This is a genomic window from Pseudoalteromonas sp. KS88, from assembly GCF_004766475.1.
Taxonomy (GTDB): domain Bacteria; phylum Pseudomonadota; class Gammaproteobacteria; order Enterobacterales; family Alteromonadaceae; genus Pseudoalteromonas.
In genome coordinates this window covers 94,525-117,018 of record NZ_PYHV01000018.1, presented here as the reverse complement: position 1 = coordinate 117,018, position 22,494 = coordinate 94,525, and the positions used below count along the sequence as shown (strand labels likewise).

At 41.7% G+C, this 22,494-nt stretch carries 20 protein-coding genes and 1 pseudogene; 6 read left to right on the top strand and 15 right to left on the bottom strand.

Features of this window, described 5'->3' with window-relative positions:
• Window positions 1-32: 32 nt before the first annotated feature.
• The 4 genes and pseudogenes from C7Y70_RS11725 (at window position 33) to map (ending at window position 1,649) form a co-directional block, all read left to right on the top strand.
• Window positions 33-293 (top strand): accessory factor UbiK family protein, encoded by a 261-nt coding sequence (locus C7Y70_RS11725; RefSeq protein ID WP_099295400.1) that lies wholly within the window; start codon window positions 33-35, stop codon window positions 291-293.
• 124 nt (window positions 294-417) lie between these two features.
• Window positions 418-624 carry a ParD-like family protein gene (locus C7Y70_RS11720; RefSeq protein WP_099295401.1) on the top strand — a complete coding sequence of 69 codons (207 nt, stop codon included), beginning with the start codon at window positions 418-420 and terminating at the stop codon, window positions 622-624.
• Window positions 617-757, top strand: a pseudogene (locus C7Y70_RS11715) (type I methionyl aminopeptidase); the annotation flags it as partial. The gene C7Y70_RS11720 and the pseudogene C7Y70_RS11715, both read left to right, overlap by 8 nt.
• A 124-nt stretch (window positions 758-881) precedes the next feature.
• Complete coding sequence (gene map, locus C7Y70_RS11705; protein WP_245321493.1) at window positions 882-1,649, top strand: type I methionyl aminopeptidase; 768 nt, start codon at window positions 882-884, stop codon at window positions 1,647-1,649.
• 17 nt (window positions 1,650-1,666) lie between these two features.
• Here the strand turns inward: map and can are convergent, their stop codons facing one another.
• The 7 genes from can to ilvG all read right to left on the bottom strand — a co-directional run bounded on the left by can (window position 1,667) and on the right by ilvG (window position 10,098).
• Window positions 1,667-2,323 (bottom strand): carbonate dehydratase, encoded by a 657-nt coding sequence (gene can, locus C7Y70_RS11700; RefSeq protein ID WP_099295402.1) that lies wholly within the window; start codon window positions 2,321-2,323, stop codon window positions 1,667-1,669.
• Window positions 2,324-2,339: 16 nt separating this feature from the next.
• A complete protein-coding gene (locus tag C7Y70_RS11695) occupies window positions 2,340-3,518 on the bottom strand; it encodes a methyltransferase (RefSeq protein WP_135475046.1) in 1,179 nt (392 codons plus the stop codon).
• 30 nt (window positions 3,519-3,548) lie between these two features.
• Window positions 3,549-4,601, bottom strand: coding sequence for an ABC transporter substrate-binding protein (locus C7Y70_RS11690; protein ID WP_135475045.1), 1,053 nt, complete (start codon window positions 4,599-4,601; stop codon window positions 3,549-3,551).
• Between the two features lie 100 nt (window positions 4,602-4,701).
• Entirely contained in the window at window positions 4,702-6,252 is a 1,551-nt protein-coding gene (gene ilvA / locus C7Y70_RS11685; RefSeq protein WP_099295405.1) for a threonine ammonia-lyase, biosynthetic, read from the bottom strand.
• A gap of 2 nt (window positions 6,253-6,254) precedes the next feature.
• The gene (gene ilvD / locus C7Y70_RS11680) at window positions 6,255-8,111 is read right to left on the bottom strand and encodes a dihydroxy-acid dehydratase (RefSeq protein ID WP_135475044.1); all 1,857 of its coding nucleotides are present in this window, start codon (window positions 8,109-8,111) and stop codon (window positions 6,255-6,257) included.
• A gap of 95 nt (window positions 8,112-8,206) precedes the next feature.
• Window positions 8,207-8,452: an acetolactate synthase 2 small subunit gene (ilvM, locus tag C7Y70_RS11675; protein ID WP_099295407.1), complete on the bottom strand. Its 246-nt coding sequence runs from the start codon at window positions 8,450-8,452 to the stop codon at window positions 8,207-8,209.
• Window positions 8,449-10,098: an acetolactate synthase 2 catalytic subunit gene (gene ilvG, locus C7Y70_RS11670; protein WP_135475110.1), complete on the bottom strand. Its 1,650-nt coding sequence runs from the start codon at window positions 10,096-10,098 to the stop codon at window positions 8,449-8,451. The genes ilvM and ilvG overlap by 4 nt, the downstream gene beginning before the upstream one ends.
• Before the next feature lie 640 nt (window positions 10,099-10,738).
• On the opposite strand from ilvG, the gene C7Y70_RS11665 reads away from it, so the two are divergent.
• A complete protein-coding gene (locus tag C7Y70_RS11665) occupies window positions 10,739-11,617 on the top strand; it encodes a TraB/GumN family protein (RefSeq protein WP_135475043.1) in 879 nt (292 codons plus the stop codon).
• A gap of 253 nt (window positions 11,618-11,870) precedes the next feature.
• On the opposite strand, the gene C7Y70_RS11660 is transcribed toward C7Y70_RS11665, so the two are convergent.
• Window positions 11,871-12,113, bottom strand: a complete 243-nt coding sequence (locus C7Y70_RS11660) for a hypothetical protein (protein WP_135475042.1) — start codon at window positions 12,111-12,113, stop codon at window positions 11,871-11,873.
• A gap of 345 nt (window positions 12,114-12,458) precedes the next feature.
• Here C7Y70_RS11660 and C7Y70_RS11655 point away from each other — a divergent pair, with 345 nt between their 5' ends.
• Window positions 12,459-13,076 carry a hypothetical protein gene (locus C7Y70_RS11655; RefSeq protein WP_135475041.1) on the top strand — a complete coding sequence of 206 codons (618 nt, stop codon included), beginning with the start codon at window positions 12,459-12,461 and terminating at the stop codon, window positions 13,074-13,076.
• A gap of 247 nt (window positions 13,077-13,323) precedes the next feature.
• On the opposite strand, the gene C7Y70_RS11650 is transcribed toward C7Y70_RS11655, so the two are convergent.
• The 7 genes from C7Y70_RS11650 to C7Y70_RS11620 all read right to left on the bottom strand — a co-directional run bounded on the left by C7Y70_RS11650 (window position 13,324) and on the right by C7Y70_RS11620 (window position 22,491).
• On the bottom strand, window positions 13,324-15,051 hold the full coding sequence (locus C7Y70_RS11650) for a response regulator (protein ID WP_135475040.1): 1,728 nt from the start codon (window positions 15,049-15,051) through the stop codon (window positions 13,324-13,326).
• Window positions 15,052-15,349: 298 nt separating this feature from the next.
• A complete protein-coding gene (locus C7Y70_RS11645; RefSeq protein WP_135475039.1) occupies window positions 15,350-17,683 on the bottom strand; it encodes a fatty acid cis/trans isomerase in 2,334 nt (777 codons plus the stop codon).
• A 4-nt stretch (window positions 17,684-17,687) separates the two neighbouring features.
• Entirely contained in the window at window positions 17,688-18,050 is a 363-nt protein-coding gene (locus C7Y70_RS11640; protein WP_135475038.1) for a hypothetical protein, read from the bottom strand.
• Between the two features lie 141 nt (window positions 18,051-18,191).
• Window positions 18,192-18,857, bottom strand: a complete 666-nt coding sequence (locus tag C7Y70_RS11635) for an SDR family oxidoreductase (RefSeq protein ID WP_135475037.1) — start codon at window positions 18,855-18,857, stop codon at window positions 18,192-18,194.
• A gap of 103 nt (window positions 18,858-18,960) precedes the next feature.
• Window positions 18,961-19,767 carry a VOC family protein gene (locus tag C7Y70_RS11630; RefSeq protein WP_099295416.1) on the bottom strand — a complete coding sequence of 269 codons (807 nt, stop codon included), beginning with the start codon at window positions 19,765-19,767 and terminating at the stop codon, window positions 18,961-18,963.
• Between the two features lie 104 nt (window positions 19,768-19,871).
• Complete coding sequence (locus C7Y70_RS11625; protein ID WP_099295417.1) at window positions 19,872-20,585, bottom strand: hypothetical protein; 714 nt, start codon at window positions 20,583-20,585, stop codon at window positions 19,872-19,874.
• Window positions 20,586-20,697: 112 nt separating this feature from the next.
• Window positions 20,698-22,491 (bottom strand): alkaline phosphatase, encoded by a 1,794-nt coding sequence (locus C7Y70_RS11620; protein ID WP_135475036.1) that lies wholly within the window; start codon window positions 22,489-22,491, stop codon window positions 20,698-20,700.
• Window positions 22,492-22,494: the final 3 nt, after the last annotated feature.

The window sequence follows — 22,494 nt, the reverse complement described above, 5'->3', positions numbered from 1 at the left end:
ATTATCATTTTACGCGACACCGAGGGATAGATATGATCAACCCAGCAAAAATTGAAGAAATCGCCAAGCAAATCTCTAGCAACATGCCACAGGGTGTTAAAAACCTCGCGGATACATTTGAAGCAAAAACCAAGCAAGCTATTCAAAGTAAGCTATCTGAAATGGACTTTGTTAGCCGTGAAGAATTTGATATTCAGAGCAAAGTACTCATTCGTACGCGTGAAAAGCTGACTGAACTTGAAGAGAAGGTTGCGCTGTTAGAACAGCAATTAGCAAATAAAGATGATGCATAATTAGCGCATCAACTCACTATAAAAGGCAGCATTCGCTGCTTTTTTAATACCTGTAAAAAAATTATGCTTGAAACACATTTCAAATAATATACGATACGTATACATTTCGTATATTGGTAGATTCATGGGTATTGTAAAAATTAGCGACGAATTGCACGAAGAAATTCGTAAGGCCAGTGGCACTATGGTGCGCTCAATCAATTCGCAATCTGAGTACTGGATAAAGATAGGTATGCTTGCTGAGCTTAACCCTACGATGACTTACGCTGAAATTTTAAAGCAGCAACTGGCGCAAGCTGATGTCAATGCAGGACAACCTGACCATGAGTGACATAGTAATCAAAACACCTGAGCAAATTGCTTTAATGCGTGAATCTGGCCATCTACTTGCACAAGTGTTTGCCTATTTAGATGAACATGTGAAAGTCGGTGTTACCACAATGCAAATTAATGATTTAGTTGAGCGCTAAATACCCAAACCACCTCAAGATGCAGAATTCAGCGTTTCACAGGGACTTAATATCAAGGCGTTACTTTGCAAGAATGGCCATCCCTTTTAAGAAGTAACAACGATGAGAGTAAGTTCCTGTGAAACGCCCAAAGGTTGGTTTAAAAGCGATTTATACTGCGTTATTGATTTTAACAATAGAACCACTATTACTTGCAATCAATGCCTTGCCTAAATCGCTTTTAATTCCAACTGAAACTCGTATCTTGAGGTGGTTTGGGTATATTGAACAGCTCGCATCACGTCCTGCAAGTAAAGGACAATACGATTACCCTTACGTATTAAATAGCTCGGTTAACGAAGTTGTTTGCCACGGTTTCCCTGATACTAAACGTATTTTAAAATCTGGTGATATAGTTAATATTGATATCACATTGGAGAAAAATGGCTATATTGCTGACTCCAGCAAAATGTACATGATTGGTGATGTATCACCACTGGCGAAACGCTTGGTTGATAAAACCTACCAAGCTATGTGGCAAGGCATCAAAATGGTCAAGCCTGGAGTACGCTTAGGTGACATAGGCAACGCCATTGCAAACTTTGCTCACAGCAATGGCTACAGTGTGGTAAAAGAGTATTGCGGACATGGTATTGGCGAGCAAATGCATGAAGAACCACAAGTACTACATTATGGTAAGCGTAATACGGGTGTAGAACTCAAAGAGGGTATGACTTTTACTATTGAGCCTATGGTCAATCAAGGTGCGGCAAAGATAAAAACCAAGCCTGATGGCTGGACGGTAGTAACGCGCGACAAAAAACTATCGGCACAATGGGAGCATACAATCGCTGTAACTGCTAATGGTTATGAGGTACTCACTTTACGCGCCGAAGAAAACGCGTAAAGTGATTTGTGTAGTCGTTACTTACGACTACGCTCAAACACTTTTTTCGCTGCACTTTTATAAGTCTCAGTTACTTCATCAGAGCATGTTACTACCGTTTCTAAATCAGTCAGATGGCCATTAGCTAAGCCATATACCCAGCCATGAATTGTCAAATCTTGCCCACGTAACCATGCCTCTTGCACAATATTAGTACGGCATACATTGCGCACTTGCTCAATCACATTAAGCTCAATTAAGCAATCTAATCGCGCTTGTTCTGGCATGTTATCGATGTTGCTAATGTACTTCTCTTTAACATCACCTACATGACGCAACCAATTATCGATAAGGCCAAACTTGGCATCATTCAGTACCGCTTGCACACCGCCACAGCCGTAATGACCCACTACCATAATGTGTTTTACTTTTAACACTTCAACAGCGTATTGCATGACAGACAAACAATTATGGTCAGTGTGAACCACCACATTCGCCACATTACGATGCACAAATAGCTCACCGGGCATTAAATCAACAATTTCATTCGCTGGTACTCGCGAGTCGGAACACCCAATCCATAAGTACTCTGGATTTTGTTGCATAGATAAAATTTTAAAAAAGTCTGGATCGTCTTTACAAGTACGCTCTGCCCAGCGTTTATTATTTTCAAATAAGTTTTTTAACTTTCTCATTGGATCTCTTATCTATTTATATCGGTAAGCGTGCTTTGATCAAGATATTGCGAGGTGTTAATTGCTTTTCACAAAATGTGTTCACGGTGACTTGATAACCTTGTTGCTGCAAATATAAAGCACGATCGAGCACAAGCCAAACTTCAATTGCTCTGCGGAACACATGTCGAACCAGTTCGATGCGCTCTGTGACCTTTTTTCGCACCTGACCTTTCAATAAAAAATATTCATAATCAATATCTTGCGGTATTTCTAACGCTTTTTTATCTGCCGCCCATGCACAAAATGATTTAAATGAATCTGAGAACACCGCTTTATTTACTGACGGTACACTGACATACGTTGTAGAACCGGTAATTTCTTTTCTCATAGCATCAAAGCCTAACCGCCATTCAACTTCCGTTTTACGTACTTTAGCAACCCGTGAAGGGGCGGTAACCGTTTCCTGTAAAGCAAGTTTGAGATCTCGGTGGCGCATATTTAACTTACTGCATTTAGCCAATTCACTCATTGCCTCATACATATCGTCGGTGAACAGGTGGTAACAACATGGAGATAAGCTAATTTGTTGTGTTTGAGCACTACAGGCCTGCTGCATAAAGCTCTGATGCAAAGCGCCACATGCGTGCAAAGCAACTGCATGTTGTTGTGTCTCGAAATAATGAGCTACATCGTCGGTTAACACATCCGCTTGGCTAAACTTCATCGCAAGGCCTTGCTGTTGGGCGCTATGTTGTCCTTGTTCGCATAGATGTTGTTGCAACTCAATACTGTGCACTTTCGGTGCTTTATTATATGCCAGCATGCGTCCTAAGTGCCCTTTACCTGCACACCATTCAAGTACTGGCTCGGTTGGCACACCTAGTGCCGCAACAAAATCCTGTAACTGCTCGAATTTACGTCCTTTAATACCATTACTGATCCAAAAAGGATAATCAGTACGCTTAGCCTGCGCCGCCGATAATGCACTTAATTTGGGCAGTTGTTCAACACCTTCAATTAGCGGACTAAAAAATCTGTAGAGCGCATCTTGATCGCTGTCTAACTTTGCAACGTCGTTATCAGATAACTGCGCGAGTGGTGCTGACAAGGATGTCCATGGAAGTTCATCATAATCAAACGCAGTACACTGCCAATATTGGCGTGTTGCATAAAGGAGATTATCTAGGGCTGTAAACTGCTCAGCAAGGGTCATAAAGTTTAACGATTAGGAATTATTTTATCATTATACGCTTTTTTTAAACATCAGTCGTAAATAAAGCGGGAGGAATAAAATACTCAGAACAATTGCAGCGATGAGCATCCACGACAGTTCAATCTCTTCGGGTGTATCGTAATGATAGATAAAACCAAGCTTAACCTTATCAAAGCTACCCGCCTCAAGGTTATATAAATCGGCTATTAAGCGCCATTTAGGCATCGACATCGCACCAAGCTTGGTATCTGGTGGTAAAATGTAATCACTGAGTACTTCAGCTTCATTGGTTAACTCATCAAGACTTTTATGAGTAGCATATTTTTCTGCGGTAATCGCTATCGATTCTTCTAAATGCATCATTGCATAGCGCCAACCTTTTAAACTTGCTTTGTAAAATTTTTCGACCATTTTGGGGTTGGCAGCAAGTACGCTCTGTGTTGTGTAAAGAATATCACTGTAGACATTAATACCGTATTTTTGCGGGCATATAAGTCGATGTTCGATGCCTTTTTGCAACATTTGAAACGGCTCATTGGTGACGTAAACTTGCATCGCATCTAACTCACCGTTAAGCCATTCTTTTTCAGCATCGATACCGTGATAAACAGGAAGTTGTTCTGTATAAATACCACTTTGCTCCAACATCACCAGGAGTTCGGCACTTTCTTTTCTACTAATACTGCTAACACGTTTATTTTTAAAATCGTGGGGATGGAAGATATCTGAACTTTGTTTAACCATCCAACAATAAGGCGAAAATTGTAATATTGACGCCATGGCGACTAAAGGTTTACCGTCAATACGATGCTGAAGAATACCAGAGTGGCCAACCCCAAAATGAGCCTGTCCCCCGAGAACTTTATTAAAGGTATCAGGGTCACTTTTTATTGCTGGGACAATGTTCACAGTAAGCCCGGCTTCTTCGTAAAAGCCTTTTTCCTGTGCCATGTAGTAGCCTGCAAACTGAAACTGATGAGTCCACTTAAGCAACAAGGTTACGTTTTTTGTTTCAGCTACTGCGTGAAAGCAACATAATCCAAAAACGACACTGACCGTTGCAATAAATCCTTTTAATAGCAATGTTTTTTCCTGCACCGAACCGTTTAGATATAACTATAGGTAATGATATCAATAAGGCAACGTTTCTGGCCCAGTATTCACCTGGACCAGAAACTGGCAATTAATTGTTGGCAGCATAAGCTGTTGTTGTGGGAGGCTGAGTTGTTAAAAACTGAGTAAAACATGGGTTTTGTGTTTCGTCCTGTACATTGTAGCCCAAGCGATTTAAGTGTTCATTAAACACCTCGAATTGACTTGGCTCAATGGCAAAACCAGCCAATACATTCCCCATAGACCCGCCATGATTGCGATAATGAAATAAAGTGATATTCCAATTACTACCAAGGGTATCTAAAAATCGAGCTAACGCGCCTGGGTACTCTGGAAATTCAAAGCGCAGCAAGCGTTCTTGCATTTGCTGGGGCGCTTTCCCCCCAACCATATAACGCACATGCAATTTAGCTAATTCGTTATCTGATAAATCACAAAATGCATAACCGTTAGTTGTTAAGTCGTTTTTAAGCTCGTCAAGTTCTTGCTGACCTTGACGCAACGCCACACCTACAAATATTTGTGCTTCACCGGGTCCTGCATAACGGTAGTTAAACTCTGTAATCGCTCTGCCACCAAGAGAAGTGCAAAACTGTTTAAAACTGCCTTTTTCCTCGTGAATTGTGACTGCTAACAAGGCTTCGTTTTTCTCACCCAGTGCTGTGCGCTCTGCAACATAGCGCAGACGATCAAAGTTTAAATTAGCACCAGATAAGATAGCCGCTAAATGCAAACCTTTAAGCCCGCTTTGTTGACTCCACTTTTTAAGCCCTGCAGTGGCAAGTGCACCCGAAGGTTCAGCAATAGCGCGGGTTGAAACAAAGATATCCTGCATCGCTGCACATATCTCATCACCCGACACAGTAACCACTTCATCACAAAACTTTTGTGCTAAGCGAAAGGTCTCACGGCCAATAATTTTTACGGCTACACCATCGGCAAAACTCCCAACACGCTCAAGTTCAACAGGTTCACCGGCCTCAAGTGCCGCTTGTAAACAAGCGCTTTCTTCGGCTTCAACGCCAATTACTTTGATATCCGGGCGTAATGATTTTATATACACCGCCATTCCAGCAAGCAAGCCACCGCCACCTACAGGAATAAACACCGCATCAAGTTGGTTAAGTTGCTGCATTAACTCGCGTGCCACTGTGCCTTGGCCAACAATAACATCAGGATCGTCAAACGGCGGAACAAATACCCCATTACGCTTTTCAGTAAGTTCAAGCGCATGGGCTTTGGCCGCATCAAAATGATGACCATGCAACACCACTTCGCCACCAAGGGCGCGTACTGCATTAACCTTTATTTCAGGCGTTGTGACAGGCATGACAATAGTTGCCTGATGACCTAAATGTGATGCACTCAGCGCTACGCCTTGCGCGTGATTACCCGCAGAAGCAGTGATCACCACTGAGCCTTTGGGTAATTTTACTAATTTATTATATGCGCCACGCAATTTAAACGAATAAACGGGTTGCTGATCTTCGCGTTTTAACCAAACATGGTTCCCAAGGCGTTCACTCAAGGTAGGCATTTCGCTTACCTCTGTGACTTTTGCCAGTGGCTCCATGTTAGCCTGAATGATAGCGCGAAAATAATCGAGCTCTTGAGAAACCATAATTAACTAAGCTCCTCCAGTTTAGCCAAATCACGAACCGCACCTTTGTCAGCACTGGTTGCTAGTAGCGCATACGCTTTTAACGCTGATGATACATAACGGTCACGGTCAAGCGGCTTATAAGCTTGCTTACCACGAGCCAATTGTTTTTGTTTACGTGCTTCAAGCTCTTCATCAGTTAAGGCAAGTGTGATTTCACGAGTCGCAATATCAATAATGATTTTGTCGCCGTTTTCAACATACGCTATTGCACCGCCACTTGCGGCTTCAGGTGAAACGTGGCCAATTGATAAACCCGAAGTACCACCAGAAAAGCGACCATCTGTAATAAGTGCGCACTTTTCAGCAAGGCCTTTTGATTTTAAATAGCTGGTTGGATAAAGCATTTCTTGCATGCCAGGGCCACCTTTAGGGCCTTCATAACGAATGACCACTACATCACCGGCTTTTACTTCGTCATTTAATATGCCCTCAACTGAATCATCTTGTGATTCATACACCACGGCTGTGCCTTCAAAATGCAGCATTTCATCAACCACGCCTGCACTTTTCACAATACAGCCATCAACGGCCAAATTACCCGCAAGTACCGCTAAGCCACCATCTTGGCGAAATGCATGTTCGACACTACGAATACAGCCATTTTCACGGTCATTATCACCTTCATCCCAACGACACTCTTGGCTCATTGCCTTTGTTGTTCTAATTCCAGCAGGGCCTGCGCGATAAAACTTTTGCGCCGCTTTATTATCTGGATCTGTGGCATCCCATTTTTTAACGAGCTCACCCATTGTCATGCCAGCCACATGGTTCACTGATAAATCCACTAAACCGGCCTTACCAAGCTCTCGCACAATAGCCATCATGCCACCTGCGCGGTGTACGTCTTCAATGTGGTACTGTGCAGTAGCGGGTGCCACTTTGCATAAAAACGGTGTTTTACGAGATAATTCATCTATATGTGACATATCAAAATCGACACCAGCCTCTTGAGCGGCAGCCAACAAATGCAATACAGTATTTGACGAGCCCCCCATGGCAATATCAACCACCATCGAGTTCATAAAGGCCGTTTTATTTGCAATCGCACGTGGCAATACATCTTGGTTATCTTTTTGGTAATACTCGCGGCATAAATCAACAATACGTGCACCCGCTTCTACATACAGTTGTTTGCGGTCTTTATGGGTCGCAAGCGTTGTACCATTGCCAGGTAGTGCAAGGCCAATGGCTTCTAATAAACAGTTCATTGAATTTGCAGTAAACATGCCTGAGCATGAACCACAGGTAGGACACGCTGAGCGCTCTACTTGCTCTGAATCAGCATCACTTACCGATTCATCAGCACCTTTAACCATGGCATCAACTAAATCGAGTTTAATATCAATATTGGCTAGCTTGGTTTTACCCGCCTCCATGGGGCCGCCAGATACAAAAATCACGGGGATATTTAAACGCAGTGCCGCCAGCATCATGCCTGGGGTGATTTTGTCGCAGTTTGAAATACAGATCATGGCATCAGCACAGTGACCGTTAACCATATATTCAACCGAATCGGCAATTAAATCACGTGAAGGCAATGAATACAGCATGCCACCGTGGCCCATAGCAATGCCATCATCAATCGCGATGGTATTAAATTCTTTTGGTACACCGCCTGCTTGGGTGATGGTTTCAGCCATTAATTCGCTGAGCTGATTAAGGTGAACGTGACCTGGCACAAATTGCGTAAACGAATTCACAACAGCAATGATCGGTTTACCAAAGTCAGTGTCTGTCATACCTGTTGCACGCCACAATGCGCGTGCCCCTGCGCGTTTACGACCTTCTGTTGTTGTTGCACTTCTTAATTTAGCCATAATTACCTCAATTTTCAGCCGCGAGGCTGTTCCTCATTCTTAAAATTTTATTGCTGGTAGGCTAACCCACCAGCTCTGTTGATTTTGCTGTTGCGCTACACCGCTTGCTGCTGATGCACACTTTGTAATGTGACCTGTTTTACATCAACTAACTTAGTTAGTTGGGTGGTCAATAAATAGATAGGTTTATCACTATCGACCGTCATGGCCACATGATATTGACCATCGTCTACATTGAGCTGAAAATGGGTTAAGTCGAAGCCACGATGACGAACTACTCGTAAAAAGCGCTCAACAGCAACACTCTGATTTTTTAAGGCAATGGTTAAACTGTGTTTCATTTTGCACTCTCCGTCATCATTTGATCATTTGCCGCACCAGGGGGAACTAACGGCCACACATTTTCTTTATCATCAATACAGGCATGCACTATGTAAGGACCTTTACTATTAACCAACGCAGAGATTGCATCATCCACTTGGTTAGCATGTGTAATTGTTTGCCCAGGAATACCAAACACCGCAGCTAACTGCACAAAGTCAGGATTATCCGATAGGTTTGTTTCACTGTAGCGACCTTCGAAAAACAGCTCTTGCCATTGACGCACCATACCTAAGCGTTGGTTATCAAGGATAAGTATTTTTACCGGCAAATTGTTACGGCGAATCGTGGCCAACTCTTGAATATTCATCATGATTGAGCCATCACCAGATACCGTCATTACAAAATCATCTGGGCGGGCAACCTGAGCGCCAATAGCGGCCGGTAAACCAAATCCCATAGTGCCTGCACCACCACTGCTTAAGTGATTACTTGGGTGACTAAATTTCATGTGCTGTGCAACCCACATTTGATGCTGGCCTACATCGCAACACACTACGCCAGTGCTGGGCATGCGCTGACTAAGTTGATTCAATAAATACGGCGCAAATACTTTTTCACCTGGGTAGTCATAACGCCATGCATGTTTTACCATCATCTCTTTACTGTGCTCACGCCAAGCGTCGGGGGTTACAAAGCATTCAAGCTGAGGCAGTGACGTTTTTAAATCTGCAATTAACGACGCTTTAGCAGGTTTGCGTTTACCCACTTCAGCAGCATCGATATCTAAGTGGATCACGTTTGCCTTTGCTGCAAACTTACCTAAGTTACCAGTTACACGGTCGTCAAACCGTGCACCTATACACACCAGTACATCACACTCTTGTACGGCTAAATTAGCCGCTTGACCACCATGCATACCCAGCATACCTAAATCATACTCGTAATCGGGTAATACACTGCCAAGCGCTTTTAATGTTGAAACCGCTGGCATTTGGGTTTTTTCTAGAAATTGCATCAGTTCATTCTGCGCACCCGCTGCCTGCACACCACCACCTACGTAAGCAACTGGGCGCTGCGCTTCGCTTAACAGCTCATTCGCAATGGCAACTTGGTTTAAATCAAGCTGAGGTAAGTAATCATCTGCGGCAAGCCAAGGTTGAAAAGGAACTTGAGCCATTTGAATGTCCTTTGGGATATCCACTAAAACCGGACCAGGTCGGCCACTTTGTGCTAAGTGAATCGCTTCTTGTAATATTTCAGCCAAGTCCTCAGCACGCTCAACCATGTAGCTGTGTTTTGTACATGATAACGACATACCTAAAACATCGATTTCTTGAAAAGCGTCAGAGCCGATAGCCGCAGTGGGTACTTGCCCTGTAATCGCTAAAAGAGGCACAGAATCCATCATGGCATCAGCAAGAGCGGTGATTAAATTTGTAGCCCCTGGTCCCGATGTTGCAAAGCATACTCCTAACTTGCCCGTGCTGCGTGCAAAGCCTACTGCTGCAAACCCTGCACCTTGCTCATGACGAGTCAAATAATGCTTTACTGGCGCGCCGTACAAAGCGTCGTAAATAGGCATGATGGCACCACCTGGGTAACCAAATACATCCTTTACGCCATGCTTGGCTAATAAATCGATTGTTAACTCTGCGCCTGTCATTAATAAATCCCCATTCCTCAGTGACATTTTAAGCTCAATTACTAAATCTATACCCTGAAACTAAAAAGCCCCCCGACTTGTTAAGTGCGGGGGGCTTTTCGATGCTTTACAAATTTAAAGCACTAAGTAGCCCCCGCGGTAATAATAATCACCACGACGTTAATTAGGACTAGGTTTAGTGTGTTTGTAAGCATGTAATAAATACCGTAAATTTGTTTAATTAGCGCAGGAGCGTTTGCATCCTCGCTGTCTTTATCTATTAGTACCGCGATGCCCGTGTTAAGTCAACCCTAAAAACAATCTAAAAAACCTTGCAACAATTGAGTTTACTGGTTTAAAAATTCAAAATTTAGAAAAATACGAATTAAGCTTTCAAATATAGCAATTTATTGATAATTCATACCTAGTAATACCCGTTTCAAGGTTTGATTCATTTTTAGCAAAACTTGCATAAACTTTCGATAGATTTAAATGATAAAATCCAAAAGAAGCCATATCAGAAACAAAAAGCATTTTGTAATAAAATAACAACTGCTCGTATAATTAAGGCACTTGGGTATATGATTGTAGTAGCAACTCATCGCCTAATTAAGGCACTTAGGTATATTATTGCAGTAGCAACTCAACAATAAGGATAATTATGAACTTCACGCAGCGTATAAGTAGCTACTTTATTTTAGCTATTTTACTCACACTCAGCTTTGCCAGTAATGCAGAGCCCGGCCTTTGGCAACTTGAAAAAAACGGTGTTAAATCGTATCTGTTTGGCACTGTTCATGTGGGTGATACCAGCATGAAAGGTTTACCAAGCAAAGTTACTAAAGCCATTGATGCAACTGATAAAGTAATTGTCGAGGTCGACATCAGTGCAATTGGGCCGATGGAAATGCAGCGCCGCTCTATGCCATTTATGATGCTAAAAAACGGCAAAACCCTAAAAAGTGAATTGTCTGAGCAAAACTACGCAAAATTAAAAGAATACTTCAGCAAAAAGTCGATTGATATTGCCATGTTTGACGGCCTTGCACCGTGGGCAGTCATGGTCACCATGATGCAAATCGAATTTCAAAATGCCGGATTTTCAGATCAAAACGGCATCGACAAGCAAGTACTTGCTTATGCGAAAAGCAAAAACAAAGCCGTAGGCGAACTCGAAACGTTAGAGTACCAAATGGAAATGTTTAACCACATGTCGCTGCTAAGTAATGAAATGATAGAAGAAACGTTTGAGCAACTCGCCGATGTTGAAACCTACTTTATTGCACTTGTAGATGCATGGAAAAATGGCGACATGGCAATACTAACCAAGTACTACAACGAAAGCTTTGACGACAGTAACTACGGCGAAATCAGCGAACAAGTGATGCTGATTGAACGTAATAACAACTGGGTAAAAGAGCTCACCCCACGCCTAGCTAAAGAGCAATTATTTATTGCTGTAGGCGCCCTGCACTTACCCGAACAGCACGGTTTATTAAAGCAGTTTAAAGACCAAGGGATAACCGTTACTCGCTTGTAACTAAATGCTCTAATGTAGGTCGTCATTTATGGCGACAACCTGCGCCTTTTGAGATTGACGCGCTAAAGCACGACCTACATGTGCGCAGCACTACCAAACGATTTAAATGCTTGGACAACTCAGCTAGAACGCTCAAGAAATCTGTTTAAAAGCAGCCTGTTAGATTGTTTTTCCTGAATGAAAATAAACCATCAAAAGTACGGTACCTAGAGTCAATTCAAACTCTGTAAACTTTTGGAGTCATCGTATATTGCTATGTACTAAATAGCCATGGCAATACAAATAAAGCGGTCACAAAAAATATTAGACCAAGAATATAACCTTTATTTTGAGATTTTCGCCAAAACAATGTTTGAGCTTCCTGCTCTGATTGACTTAATAAATGCTCACAGTGCGGGCATCTATTGCCTAAATACATTATCAAGTTGCAGCTAGGGCATTTTGCTGACGGTTCAAATTCACGCATTGCCCAAATTGTAGGCTTTTCTGGCTTCATAGCTTCCTTGCTAACTAACGAGCATTTAAAGTAACCCGCTTTTAATGTGTTTTACTAATAGATTAACCATAGCTGAGTTCCTATTTTGATTCAATCGGATGATGATGCTCGTACTGGCTTATCAATTATCAACACTAACTTCTCGGCTCCCGTTCATTCATTACTCATGATGCAAATAGATTTAAGTCTGTTATTCACAAAGAGTTCAAGAGGCGCTCCGCTTTAGAGAAGTACTAAGGTGCTAAATGGGTGGCTCAACTTTGATAAAATAATTTGCCGTGCTTTAAACCTTTTATAATTCCTTTGCGACTAATTAATAAATACATACACACAACAGGTAACGTTATGAAGAAATTATTATTATTAACGGCATTAACAGCGTTTTTGAGTACACAAGCATTAGCAAAATCAGAACATCAAATAAATCAGTCTTTTGCGGTTGATACACAAACTACATTAGATATTAGCTTTCCTGTGGGTAGCCTTGATATCAGCACGTACGATGGCAATGAAGTTAAGGTGACGGTCGAATTAGAAGCAAAAAATAATGGCTGGTTTAATAACAGTGACGAAATTGAAAGCCTAACCATTGATACTCAGCAGACGGGCAGTGAGCTGGCCCTGAGCTTGGATAATGACGATGTTCAACAAACATGGACTGTTACCGTGCCACGCAGCTTAGCCGTTAATTTAGACTTGGGCGTGGGTGATATTGAAATCAATGACTTTGCTAATAGCGCTGATATTGAAGTCGGTGTTGGTGCTGTACGTATTGATAGCCAAAGTGATGATTATAAATATATTTCGCTAGATAGCGGTGTGGGTGATACACGAATTTCTGGGTTTGTAAGTGATGCAAAAACAACTCGTAAAATGGTGAGCTCTGAAAGTGAATATTCAGGTAATGGCACGCATACAGTAAAGATTGAAGTGGGTGTAGGCGATATAAAAGTAAAACATTAGGGTCAGTTAACCTTTTAAGGTTGAATTTGCAGCAACCTGTTTGGTATTTAGGCAGGGCAGCGCCTATGTGGTGTGGTTATTTCCCATAAATAGGTGAAAACGCAGCATCAATGCTAAACAGGCTTTGCCCGATTTTGACTTAGCCCACTAGGTTACAAACCTCGCGCCGCGATTAAACCGCCCAGGTTTGAACGAATTTTAATCCGCAAAGGCAACAGACATTAAACTTTTTAGAAAAAATCCTTGGTTAGCCCTTATTGATTGTGTCGGTAAGGGCTTTTTTGATTGTCTCTAAATTAATTGGTTTAAACACATGTGCATTTGCACCTAGTAGTACCGTACGATCAATATCAGTTTGTGACATATTCGCAGTAACAACAATAATAGGCATGGTTAAGTTTAATTCTTGGCGAATAACTTCAATCGCTTTAAACCCATCCATGACAGGCATGTTTAAATCCATAAACACGAGATCATAGCTGTTTTCTTCTGCTTTGGCGGTCGCAATCAAGCCATTTTCAGCTAACTCATTGGTGTAACCTATCTCCTTTAATATCCCTTTAAGTATCATTGCATTTAACGGATTGTCTTCAACTATTAAACAATGCAAGTTAGTAGGTAAAGGCTGTTGTGTTTGAGGTTGTTGTATTGCTATAGGAAGCAAAACATTTATGCATGCGCCGTGGGGCTCGTTTTCTGAAAACTCAATATGGCCTTGTTGCATTTGTAAAATATGTTGAACACGCGCTAACCCCACTTGCATTCCTTGAAAGTGATTATCTTGTTGAGTATGTTCATTGGTTGATAAGTAAGGGTAGTAGTTTTTAAAGCCTATGCCGGTGTCAGCAACTATTAATTTAAGTTGCTGATTATTTGTAATAGACGCTTCAATGCTAATTTTACCTGATTCGGTAAATTTTAATGCATTAGATATCAGTTCACTCACCACCTGTTGAAAACGACGATGATCCAGTTCAACCATACAATCTAAAGAGTCTGCTAAGTGTTTTTCTAATATTAGCCCTTTTTTCTGACAGGCAAATTGATAGGATTGAATAACTGTATCAAGGGACTGCCGTAAATTTGCTTTACTCGGTACTAACGTCCATTGCCCCAAGCTCATTTGTTGAACTTCATTTAACTCATCCAAAATATTAAGTAGCCGATGTGAGCAGTAATGCGCTTGTTGCTGCAAAGCATTTTGCGCATCTGACGCCTCTAACTGCTCCACTGCATTGAGTAGGCCTTGCAGTGGTGTTCTCAATTCGTGGCCTGCTCTGGCAATAAAGCGCTGTTTATTTTGACTAAGAGATTCGGCATGTTGTTTTTGCTTTTGATATTTATCGAGTGTGGTTTTTATATGTTTTTCCATTGGTTTAAAAATAAACCTTAATTCCACAAGCAACAGTAATAAAGTGAATAACCAAACACCTAATTCAATGTTAGACACCATAGTGACTTTATTATTGGATTGGTCCTCAAATAAGCCGACGGCGTGATCAAGTTTTTTTAATAAAAGCTCAACAGTTTTGATATTTAAACTATCAGGTATATTGCTGTCATTCTCGAAGTCAGATTGCACAAATGCAGTGGCAGCTGCGATAAACAGTTCACTGTGTTGCGCTAAATTATTTGGTGCTAAAAAGTAATAATCTTTGAGCGCGTCATTCAGAAGAACGTACTCACCAGCCGCATTGGTTTGCAATAAAAAGTTATGCCCCTTTTTAAAGGCTGTAACTGCTTGCTCTAGAGAATGACGATGTTGAGCGTCATCTTTTTGGCTAACTACATTGACATGCCAGGCTATTTTTTGTGAAAGCATGCGCTGTTTACCAGCGATATTGATTACATGGGCATCCGTTTTTTGGATTGATAAGAAGAATTGCAAAATTAGAGCTGCGGCGGTACTTAAAATCGCAATCGCCAACAAAGCAAGGCGATAACGTGACCGAATTTTAGCAATTACCTCTATCATAGCCCCCCCTTGTTACTTTAAATTTTATTTATACCCAAGCCATCTCAAAATGTGAGCGTCGTTGGAATTAAAAGCGATTCAGGCAAGGCATTGATTGCAAATAATGGTTGTTCCTTCTTAAAAGGGAGTGCCATTCTTGCAAAGTAACGCCTTAATATTAAGCTCCTGTGAAACGCTGAATTCTGCACCTTGAGGTGGCTTGGGTATAATTGTAGCCTAGCAATGCAAAAGTAACACTTTGTATAAAATAAAAAACCTCGTATAAAACGAGGTTTTTTTTGATACTCTCTTCGTAAACTTAACGATTCTCTAAGCGGTTATAATCAAATAAACCATATTCAATTTGCCGATATTCTTTAGCCACATCATGCAAAATATCACTATATTGCCAAAATTGAGGATGTGTTCTGCGGATCGCAAACTGGCTCTTTAACGCTCTGTAATCCGCCTCATCTTTTATTTTAGGCAATTGCTGTGTAAAGCTATCCACTTGCTGTTGATTGTTTAAATACCAGATTGCTTCAGGGTAATCACCAATGAAGCCAGGCACAATTGTCACTGTATCTTCAGCATATGCTCGCTGACCTTCCTCATTTAGTAAGCTAGAAATATTATAATGTGCGTTGTGGTGAATTAAGGTATACGCCTGATGTCCAGCGTCACCTTCTTTAACCAACACGTAAGAAATTTGCGGTAATAGGTTAACTGCTTTTGCTGGCATATTATTTAATTTTTGCAAGGGCTGAGGTACTTTTGTAAAGTCGTAACGCGGGCTTAATACGGGTTTTAATACCTGTTTAATTAAACCGTAAAGCTCTTGTTGATGGTGATTGGTTTTGTATTCAATACCCGTTGCTTGGCTAAATTGCTCACCATATTTAAAAAAGTTAGTCAAACTTGTCGGTGATTTACGGTACCAATTAGCATTCAACTCTTTTCGCTGTTGTTTTGGCAGCAACGCTAAAAAGTTTTGTTCGCCTTCGAGTCTTAAAAAGTCCATGTATAAACGCGTTATTAGTTGGTGACCGATATTGCCATACACGTCAAAGCCTGCCACTAATAAATAGTGAATACGTTCAAATAGCGCATAATCAAGTACCCACATGGTTTTTGGCTCTTGCCCTATAAACCCTTTTACAACGGTTGCGCTATCAAAGTGGCGGAAAATAGTCAGTGCGGCATTGTCATTCACACCTTCACCACGCCATAAAAGATCCGTGGTTAAATGCTCGCCATTTTTAAACATTTCATTGGCAAGTTTTACTTTAGCTTCAATGTATGTGCTTTGACGGTTAGCGTATTTTACCCAGCTAGAAATTGGTAATGCGTTACTTTCTTCTGCTGCAGGAAGTGCCAGTGCATCTTCATGTTGCAGGAGCATTTGGCCAACTTGTGGTGTCGCCGCTTTATCAGGATCCGCAAACGCGACCCAAAAATGGTCGTTAATCACATTTAATGCAATTTGCCCACGGCACACAGGTCCTTTAATAAAGCCCATTATAATTAGCTCAGCTTCATCCAGCATAAACTGATACTTTGATTTTACCGGTATAACAGCAAAGGCTTTAAATGGATTAGATGCCACTTCAGGCTTGTAGCTTGGCATTTTTTTAACTGTGTAATCTGGCTCGATAAACTGGCTGTATATGCGTGCTAACTTGCTATCGTTTAGGGCTAGGGGAAGATGCGTTTTAGCTAAAATAGTGGAGCGCTCATGCATCAAGCGGTAGTAAACACGATCCACTTTTGGATCATCATATGGACGGCGCGTGTTAATAAGTTTAATTGCTTGTCCTGGCGGCGTACTAGAGCGTACCAATTTGAAAAAGCTCTGTTCGCCTTTTTGCTCAAAGTATATATGCGCTAAATACCAATGCTCGTAAATATAGCGTGCAGCCAACTGATGCTTTAAGCTGTCTTGATTTAAAAAGCTTTCCCAGCGCTGAGCTTGCGCGGTTGCCTCTTTACTTGGTGGCTCAATATGAGCCATTTTGCCACCGCTTTTAAGCCACTTTTCTAGGTGTTTAAATTCGCTTCGGGTAATACCTGGTAGGCCATAGGGCATGCCTGCATGTGGTTGGCTTTTTGCTAAGCGGTCAAATTCTTCTATGCCCGTGCATGATTGGGTGCGATCTAGTGCAAAATCAAATTCGTCGCCCAAGACGTCATCTTCTGGTAGAGGTGAGCTCATTTTTAACACTAAACTGTTATACAAAACGCTCCCTGCTAAATTACCTTGCTCTGTTTGACCGCGCTCGTTGAGTACCGGTGAGAAATTTTTCTCACGCCACCCAGCGGTATCAGCTGCATCATAAAGTAAGCGGCTAGGCTTTGAAGCAAGTAAACGCGTGCCGTCATACACTAATTCTTTACTCAAGCCACGGTCAATACCTTCCGGTGAAGATAGTTTCAATTGGCAAGGAGCATCGTAACACCCATGACAAACAACACATCGAGTATCTAGTACAGGTTGCACATGCTGTAAAAATTCGCGACCAGCGCCTGAGTCATGTTCTACAATTCGCTGCTGAACATTTTCGGGCCCGAATAGTTCATCATAATGAGCAGCCCCAAGGTATGCGCAACCGGTTAATATAATAATCGCCACGCTTAGCAATAAGGATTTTTTCATGCGTTTACTCGTCCTTATCACCTAAGTCAAATGTTGGCATCATATCCATCTGTGGTGATACGAATGTCATATCATTTTCAGCATCTAACATTGCACTGAGTAATGGCCCGTGTGTCAGTGTTAATTGCGCTTGGTGAGCCAATTCTGTCAGTGCAGCAAAACTTTCATTCTGTGCGTCTAATTGGTATTCATTGATAGTGATCCCGATACTGCTGTCAACACTTGGGTTTTGGCAAAGCTGTGTTAACAACTCATCGTCTAATACGATTGTTAATAATAAATCAGGCTGCTCTAAATCACGTTGGTTTAACGTTTCATCAAAAAGAAATAACGGAAGGGTTAGGTTGCTATCTTGCTCTAATTCCATGTGCGGCTCTCTAAAAGGGGCTGTTTGGGCTTACATTCAAACGATTATAGCAAAAAATAGGATCAAAATTAGGGAAAGATTTTAGTAGCGGTGCGCTTTAAAAGGCACCACTATTTATACAGATTAAATTACAAACAGCTATTACCAAGGCAAGGTCTCACCGTTTGAATGCCAAAACCCGCCGGTACTTTCTAGGTTGAGTTCATCAATACGTTGAGTTAAGCGCTCCGCAGCTTGCTCTGGTGAAATATCACCTGCGAAATTAACCATTTGAGTTTGAACAAAGCCGGGGTGAAAAAGCCCTACCGCTATATTTTTACCTTTTAGCTCGTGAGCTAAACTTACAGATGCTGCATTAAGTGCGGCTTTAGACATCCGATAACCAATGTATCCACCTGAGCCATTATCTGCTATTGACCCCATACGACTGGTGATCATTGCCACTTTCGCATCAACACCTAAGCTGTGAAGTAGTGCATGAGTAACCCTAATTGGGGCAACTGCATTAATTGTTAGTTGCTGATTGATAGCAGCAAAGTCCATATCTGCCATGCTTTCATTTGAAAACACGCCCGCATTATTGATTAAAAGATCAACTTTATGTCCATGCAACTGATTTTGTAGCGCTACAATGTCGCCCTCATTTGCAACATCAATATTACTAATAATAGTAACATCGAGCGCTTTTAACGCATCACTTGGTTCGCGAACGATTGCAGTAACCTGATAGCCTTTTGCTAAGTATTGTTGGCATAAACTTAGGCCTATACCTCTATTTGCGCCTGTAATAACTACATGCTTAGTCATAAATTAGCTCCAATAAAAATGATAACAATGTACTTGGGGCAAATAAAAATAAAAAAAGCGCCTCAGCGCTTATTTTGGTAATTTATAAAACACTATGCTCAAACTAACCACATTTAACATCATCCATTGCGGAGGTCATAATTGAAAACACTGCCCCTTGCGGGTCTGTGATCACACTAAAGCGCCCTACTTCTGGTATATCTGTGGGAGGCACACACACTTCACCACCTAATTGCTGGGCTTTTGCTGCTGCCTCATCACAATTGCTTACTGCAAAATAAATCATCCAATGAGCTGGAATGTCAGCTGGCCACTCTTCGGTCATTTCAATCATGCCGGCCACAGGCTTACCAGCGACATTAAACAGAGTATAGTTCATACCTTCCATGGGCTTTATTTCACTTTCCCACCCTAAAAGTTGGCAATAAAATTCACGGCTTTTTTCACTGTCTCTACTGGCTAGCTCGTGCCAATATGGTGTATTTAGCTCCCCCAAGCGCTGGCACCCAACATGCTGGTTACCTTGCCATAAAGCAAACATAGCGCCACCGGGTTCATTTATAAGCACCATTCGGCCGGCATCCATAACATCATGAGGACCTGCAACTATTTCAGCACCTAACTGCTGCGCTTTGGCTGCCAAGGTATCAATATCATCAACAGCAATATAAGTAAGCCAATGACTTGGCACATTCGCGGCTTTTTGCTCTTCTGGCATCTGGTACATAGCGGCAATATCATCGCCTTGCTTTTGTAGCATGGTGTAATATAAGTCATCACCTATAGGTTGGTCATCATAGCCCCACTCGAATAGCCCAGTGTAAAATGCTTTACCTTTAGCCCAGTTGTGCGTACATAATTCTGACCAACAAAACACCCCGTGAGGATGGTTTACTTTTTGTGTGCTCATGGCTTTCTCATTATTTGATGTTGATACACTAAAGTTAAAGTAGGAAGCTTTATTTTACCAGTTTTAAACGTAAACTAATTACCCCGATAAAACCCATACGCATATTAGTGGTGATGATGATTGCTTTTTAAAGTCTTCCCATTTGTATCGTAAAAACCAGTCGCGCCATGCTCAACAAAGCCTAGGTTAATCATTTTGGCTAAAAACGGGTCGCTTTCGTTGTCGCCAATATCCGCATAGTCTGTGGTTTGGTACTTATCCCAACGAGCAAACTGCTCAAGTACTTTTTGTTTGTTAAAGCTCACTGATTGTAATGATATTTTGCGACTGTAGTTAGCCTTTTGAATCTGCATCGATTCGACTAATTGCTGATTACTTAACCAAACAACCTCAATAACAGTATCTGCTTTTTTCAAACGGTAATATTGCTTTGTGTCACACCCATCGCCCTGCTCACTTTGCAGTTGCATCTTTGCCAGTAGCTGATCACTGATTAATTGATACTTACTGCTAAAATCTAACTGACCCTTTACTTCAGAGGGATGATATTCAATTCCTCGTTTTGCCTGAGTAAAGTAGCGAATAGGACGAATTTGCTGATTTCTCAACTGCTGCCACAACTCAACCAGCTGTTCACTTTGTTGCGCAACTTGACGCGGAGTACGCCATAATGTGAATAATTGCTCCTTTGCAGACAATTTGTGGCTAGTTTGCTCGCTTACTTTGTAATTAGCTTGCACATATTGATTATCGGTTTTGCACTCAACAGCACTGGCAAATGGGCTTAACAAAAGCATAGATAAAATAAGTAGTTTCATGGCATGTAATTTCTTTGATTAGAGTAGGTATTACTGTATCGCGTTGATTTGGCATATTTATGACAAGAGCAACTCAGGTGAGTTGCTCTTTAATTGCAAATTAACTGACCAATTACTTGGCTAGTTTTGCATCTGCATTTTTAACAAGGTCACCAGCATAATCCATTACATGGAACAGGAAGCTTTGTTCGTTTGTGCCTGTTACCAGGTGTGCGCCTGGGCCTATTGCATAAACACCAACATCTTCACCTGCATGTGTCTCTGAACCAAGTGGTACCGTTGCTTCTTGGTGAAAACCAGGGCTCATTGTGTCGACTGATGTTAAATCAAAACGACCCACTGCTGGTCCCTCAAGGTAGGATGCATCTGCATTCGTTTCGCCCCCTAAGTCTCTGTAACCTAAACCATTAGTGTAACCAACCGTGGTATATGGCATGCCATCTGCAGCCATGCTTGGCTCAGTTTTGCCAACCGCTACCACTTTTCCTAATATTGGGTTACCTCGTTTTGGGTAGCCTGCAATTGTGAATACATGGCTGTGGTCGGCCGTTACAATGATCAAGGTGTCTTCAACGCTGGTTTTATCCATAGCGACTTGAACAGCCTTTGATAGTTCAATGGTATCATTTAGCGCATTGTAAGCATTGCCTGCATGATGAGCATGGTCAATTCGTCCTGATTCAACCGTAAGGAAAAAACCCTTGTCGTTATTATCAAGTACATCAATCGCTTTAGACGTCATTTCTGATAATGATGGTTCACCAGCGATATCATTCGCACGGTCTGCTTCATACTGCATATGCGATTCATTAAATAAACCAAATACTTGCGAAACACTTTCTGTATCAAGGTTATTGAACCCAGCTTGGTCCATAACATATTGACCATCAGGGTATTTAGCCTGCCACTCGGCTGTTAAATCTCGCTCATCTGTGCGATCCCCTTCAACAGCACTCATTGCATCTGAAGAGTTGAAAGCGGCATCTTTTGGTAAAAAGTGACGACGACCACCCCCCATTACTACTTCAAGGCCATCTACATCAACACCTGCAAAGCGTGCTTCTAAGTTGGCTTCAAAGTTAACAAGCTGAGAAGCAATATCTTCACACCCACCTGTTACGGCATCTTCAGGCATGTCGGATACATCTTCCCAGTTACGGTCTGCAGATTTTGCATATGTCGCAGCAGGTGTTGCATGAGTGATGCGAGCCGTCGATACAATACCAGTTGCTAAACCATTAATTTCAGCAAGTTCAGTCGCGGTGACAAGCTCATTACCAGCAACCGTTGAGCAGTCGCCGCGCTCGATGTCTTCATCAACACCAATTACGCCTACGTCGGTTTTAACACCCGACGCCATTGCTGTCATTGTGCCTGCTGAATCCGGTGTTTGAGCATCTACATTGTACGTTTTAGAAAAGCCAGAGAACGGCATGGTGTCAAAGCTTAATAGGTGCTCTTCACCCATTTTACCTTCAAGCTGACCTGCAAGAATACGTGCTGCTGTCACGGTTGATACACCCATGCCATCGCCCACAAATAAAATAATATTTTTTGCTTTGCCTGATTCTTTTACTATTTTTTCAATATTGTCTTGGCTTGTTGCCATTTTCACTTTTGCATCTTTAAACCATTGGTTAGTCGATAAATTTACTAACTGCTGAGGTGTTAAAGAACTTGCTGGATCATTACATGTAACTGTAGTTGTTAATACCTCATCGGCATCTAGCTCACCGTTACGGTTCGTATCTTCACCTTCAAGCTTTTCGGTGCCGCCATTGACGCACTGCTCAGACCCTACTGGCAAAGTGTTATTTACAATTAGAGATTTATAATCTTTATCGTCATCTGAGCAGCCAGTTAATGCGACTACAACAGCTAAAGATAGTAGGTTTAATTTTTTCATGTT

Bases quoted from the DNA above. Each gene is read 5' to 3' on its own strand.
- C7Y70_RS11725 (WP_099295400.1), top strand. From the start codon at position 33: ATGATCAACCCAGCAAAAATTGAAGAAATCGCCAAGCAAATCTCTAGC.
- C7Y70_RS11720 (WP_099295401.1), top strand. From the start codon at position 418: ATGGGTATTGTAAAAATTAGCGACGAATTGCACGAAGAAATTCGTAAG.
- can (WP_099295402.1), bottom strand. From the start codon at position 2,323: ATGAGAAAGTTAAAAAACTTATTTGAAAATAATAAACGCTGGGCAGAG.
- C7Y70_RS11695 (WP_135475046.1), bottom strand. From the start codon at position 3,518: ATGACCCTTGCTGAGCAGTTTACAGCCCTAGATAATCTCCTTTATGCA.
- ilvA (WP_099295405.1), bottom strand. From the start codon at position 6,252: ATGGTTTCTCAAGAGCTCGATTATTTTCGCGCTATCATTCAGGCTAAC.
- ilvD (WP_135475044.1), bottom strand. From the start codon at position 8,111: ATGGCTAAATTAAGAAGTGCAACAACAACAGAAGGTCGTAAACGCGCA.
- ilvM (WP_099295407.1), bottom strand. From the start codon at position 8,452: ATGAAACACAGTTTAACCATTGCCTTAAAAAATCAGAGTGTTGCTGTT.
- ilvG (WP_135475110.1), bottom strand. From the start codon at position 10,098: ATGACAGGCGCAGAGTTAACAATCGATTTATTAGCCAAGCATGGCGTA.
- C7Y70_RS11665 (WP_135475043.1), top strand. From the start codon at position 10,739: ATGAACTTCACGCAGCGTATAAGTAGCTACTTTATTTTAGCTATTTTA.
- C7Y70_RS11660 (WP_135475042.1), bottom strand. From the start codon at position 12,113: ATGAAGCCAGAAAAGCCTACAATTTGGGCAATGCGTGAATTTGAACCG.
- C7Y70_RS11655 (WP_135475041.1), top strand. From the start codon at position 12,459: ATGAAGAAATTATTATTATTAACGGCATTAACAGCGTTTTTGAGTACA.
- C7Y70_RS11650 (WP_135475040.1), bottom strand. From the start codon at position 15,051: ATGATAGAGGTAATTGCTAAAATTCGGTCACGTTATCGCCTTGCTTTG.
- C7Y70_RS11645 (WP_135475039.1), bottom strand. From the start codon at position 17,683: ATGAAAAAATCCTTATTGCTAAGCGTGGCGATTATTATATTAACCGGT.
- C7Y70_RS11640 (WP_135475038.1), bottom strand. From the start codon at position 18,050: ATGGAATTAGAGCAAGATAGCAACCTAACCCTTCCGTTATTTCTTTTT.
- C7Y70_RS11635 (WP_135475037.1), bottom strand. From the start codon at position 18,857: ATGACTAAGCATGTAGTTATTACAGGCGCAAATAGAGGTATAGGCCTA.
- C7Y70_RS11630 (WP_099295416.1), bottom strand. From the start codon at position 19,767: ATGAGCACACAAAAAGTAAACCATCCTCACGGGGTGTTTTGTTGGTCA.
- C7Y70_RS11625 (WP_099295417.1), bottom strand. From the start codon at position 20,585: ATGAAACTACTTATTTTATCTATGCTTTTGTTAAGCCCATTTGCCAGT.
- C7Y70_RS11620 (WP_135475036.1), bottom strand. From the start codon at position 22,491: ATGAAAAAATTAAACCTACTATCTTTAGCTGTTGTAGTCGCATTAACT.